Raw genomic sequence first — 3,670 nt, 5'->3', positions numbered from 1 at the left:
TGATGTATTTTATTATTACAACTATATTTAAAATACTGAGATATATATTAAAACCAAAATTAAGGAGTCAATAAATATAAAAAATGTATTCTCGTTTATAAATGAAAGTACATTTTTTATATTATACTTAGATGTTATAATATATGTAGCAATATACTAATTAGAGGTGAAATTATGAACTTATTAAATATAGAAAATGTATCAAAAGCATATAGTGAAAAGGAGCTATTTAATGATATAAGTTTCGGAATAAATGAAGGAGATAAGATAGGTTTAATAGGTATTAATGGTACAGGAAAGAGTACTCTATTGAAGATAATTACTGGAGAAGTTCCAGCTGATAGTGGAAGAGTTATAAAGGGAAATGATGTTAGAGTAGAATACCTAAGTCAAAATCTATATTTTAATAAGGATGCCACAATATTAGAGCAGGTTTTTGAAGGTAATTCTGAGATTATGAGTACTATAAGAAAGTATAATGAAGCCATTGAAAATCCAGATACTCCTAATGAGGAGATAATAAAATTAAGCCATAAGATGGATATTAAAAATGCTTGGGATTTAGAGAGTGAAGCTAAAACTATACTTACTGAATTAGGAATAACGAATTTTAAGGCTAAAGTGGGAAATCTCTCTGGAGGACAAAAGAAGAGAATTGCCTTAGCATCAGCTTTGATAAAGTCTAGTGATTTATTAATATTAGATGAGCCTACCAATCATTTAGATAATGATTCCATTGATTGGCTAGAAGGGTATTTGAATAATAGAAAGGGTTCATTATTGATGATTACCCATGATAGATACTTTTTAGATAGGGTAGTAAATAAGATAGTTGAATTAGATAATGGAAATATTTATGAATATAAAGGAAATTATAATTATTTTCTAGAGAAAAAAATAGAAAGGGAAGATCTAGAGGCTTCCAGGGAGAGAAAGAGAGAAAGATTATATAACCAGGAGTTAAAGTGGATAAGAACTGGAGCTAAGGCTAGAACAACAAAGCAAAAAGCCAGAATACAAAGGTTTGAAAAACTTAAAGAAGAGAAAATAAGTACATCGAATGAAAAGATTGATATATCTGTTGGTAGTAGAAGGTTAGGAAAGAAAGTAATAGAAATTAAGAATATATCAAAAAGTTATGGAAATAAAAAAATAATTGAAGATTTTAGTTATACAGTTTTAAGAGATGATAGAGTTGGAATTATAGGTCCTAATGGAGTAGGTAAATCTACACTTATAAATATAATAACAGGAAGAGTTACTCCAGATAAGGGAACAGTAGATATAGGTGAAACCGTGAAGGTAGGTATATTTTCCCAGGGGACATATTATATAGATGATAGCCTTAGAGCTATAGAATATATAAAGAAAGGTGCTGAATACATTCCTACAGCTGATGGAGATAAGATAACAGCCTCACAAATGATGGAGAAATTCTTATTTCCAGGAGACCTTCAATGGACTTATATATCAAAGTTATCTGGTGGGGAGAAGAGGAGGTTACATCTTCTCAGGGTATTGATGGAAGCACCTAATGTATTATTAGATGAGCCTACTAATGATTTAGATATAGAGACTCTTACAATATTAGAGGACTATTTAGAAAATTTTAAAGGGGCAGTTATTTCTGTATCTCATGATAGATACTTTTTAGATAAAATGACAGAGAAGATATTTTTATTTGAAGGGGAAGGAAAGATAGCACAACATACGGGAAATTATACTGCTTTTAAGGATAATGAAAACAAAAGAATAGATACTCTTTTTGAAAAAAAGAAAAATAAATTGGAAGGCTCTAAAAAAGATCATTCTAAAGAGAATAAAAACAATAAAAAATCTTTAAAATTATCTTATAATGAACAAAGAGAATATGATGAAATAGATGATATAATTTTAAATCTAGAAGAAAAAATTGAAGATATAGAAGAAAAAATTGCGAGCACTACATCAGACTATATAGTACTTCAAGAGCTTTTAGAGAAAAAGAAAGAGCTTGAATGTCAACTGGATGAGAAAATGCAAAGATGGATTTATTTAAATGAACTAGTTGAAAAGATTGAAGAAGAGAAGAATAATTAATATATATTTTAAAGATGCTTTTGAGCATCTTTTTTATATCCTAGTTAAAAAACAACCATTAGAAGCACTTTTTCCAACATGGAATAGTGATTTTTCCTTTATCATTTGAAATCTATCTTGACAAGTCGCATATTTGGCAAATAGGACAAATAAAAAACTGATATTATATAGCATCGTATTTCACTATATAATTTCAGCTTTTTGTTGATTTATTTAGCTTCAAAATAAGCTTTAAATTTAGGCAAATATTCCTTGTGGGCTTCTAACAGCTCATCTAAAAGAATCTTGGCCATTTTGTCCGATGAAACCAATGGATTGATTGTCATTGCTACCATTGCAGTGTTGTAATCTCCTGTAATAGCTGCTTCAATTACCATTCTTTCAAAGGATTTGATCTGCTGAATTAGACCATTTACCTGCACTGGAAGTTCTCCTATAGCCATAGGCTTTGGACCATCTTTTGTAATAATGCAGCTTACTTCTACTGCTGAGTCCACCGGAATACCAGCTATAGCTCCATTGTTTCTTGTATTTACTGGTTGAATATCCTTCTTATCATTATAGATGGAGTTGATTAATCTACAGGCAGCATCACTATAATAAGCTCCTCCTCTTTCTTCTAATTGAGGTGGTTTAATATCTAAGTCTGGATCTTTGTATAATTCAAATAAGTCTGCTTCTAGACGTTTTACAACCTCAGCTCTTGTTTCTCCCTTTGCAAATTCTTCTAATTCTTTTTCTAACATCTCATCTTGTTTGAAATAATATCTATGATACGGACAAGGAATCACACTCAAGCCTTTTATAAACTCTGATGCCCATTCTATATTGATAATATTATTAACAATAGCTTCCATTTCTCCAGCAGCTATCTTATTTACTACTTCTTCCGTAATATTCTTTCCATCTAAATATACATTTAAGCCAAATACCATGTGATTTAATCCAGCAAAATCAATTCTTACTCTGTTGTGGTCTACGTCTAAAAGGTTTGCAATTCCCATTTCCATACCAATAGGAACATTACATAGTCCGATTACTTTTTTTGTACTACCATATCTTAAAACAGCCTCTGTTACCATTCCTGATGGATTTGTAAAGTTGATCATCCAAGCATCTGGACACAATTCGGATATATCCTTATTGATATCGAGTATTACAGGTATAGTTCTTAATCCTTTAAACATTCCTCCAGCACCATTAGTCTCTTGTCCTATTAAGCCATGGCTTATAGGAATTCTTTCATCCTTGATTCTTGCATCTAAAAGACCTACTCTAAGCTGTGTGGTTACGAAGTCAGCCCCTGGTAGAGCTTCTCTTCTATCTAAGGTAGTATATATTTGAATAGGTACTCCTGCTTTTTCTACCATTCTCTTTGCAAGGTTACTTACGATTTTTAATTTTTCTTTCCCTTCTTCTATGTCTACGAGCCAAAGTTCTCTAACAGGTAATTCATCATATCTCTTGATAAAGCCTTCTATTAATTCTGGTGTATAGCTTGAGCCGTTGCATAAAATCTATAATTTTCTATAAAAACCTATAAATTTTAATTTTGATTATCATTTCTAATAATCTTCCCTGTTCAACCTGC

At 30.8% G+C, this 3,670-nt stretch carries 2 protein-coding genes; one reads left to right on the top strand and one right to left on the bottom strand.

The window, feature by feature from the left end:
* Positions 1–174: 174 nt before the first annotated feature.
* A complete protein-coding gene (locus GOQ29_RS10930) occupies positions 175–2,079 on the top strand; it encodes an ABC-F family ATP-binding cassette domain-containing protein (protein WP_203372694.1) in 1,905 nt (634 codons plus the stop codon).
* A gap of 209 nt (positions 2,080–2,288) precedes the next feature.
* Here the strand turns inward: GOQ29_RS10930 and GOQ29_RS10925 are convergent, their stop codons facing one another.
* On the bottom strand, positions 2,289–3,596 hold the full coding sequence (locus tag GOQ29_RS10925) for a 6-phospho-beta-glucosidase (protein ID WP_203372695.1): 1,308 nt from the start codon (positions 3,594–3,596) through the stop codon (positions 2,289–2,291).
* Between the last annotated feature and the right edge of the window lie 74 nt (positions 3,597–3,670).

Origin of the sequence: Anaeromonas gelatinilytica (assembly GCF_016820635.1) — a bacterium.
GTDB lineage: Bacteria > Bacillota > Clostridia > Tissierellales > SIT17 > Anaeromonas > Anaeromonas gelatinilytica.
This window is presented reverse-complemented; position numbering and strand designations above follow the sequence as displayed.

Coding starts and splice junctions, on each gene's coding strand:
- GOQ29_RS10930 (WP_203372694.1), top strand. CDS start 175: ATGAACTTATTAAATATAGAAAATGTATCAAAAGCATATAGTGAAAAG.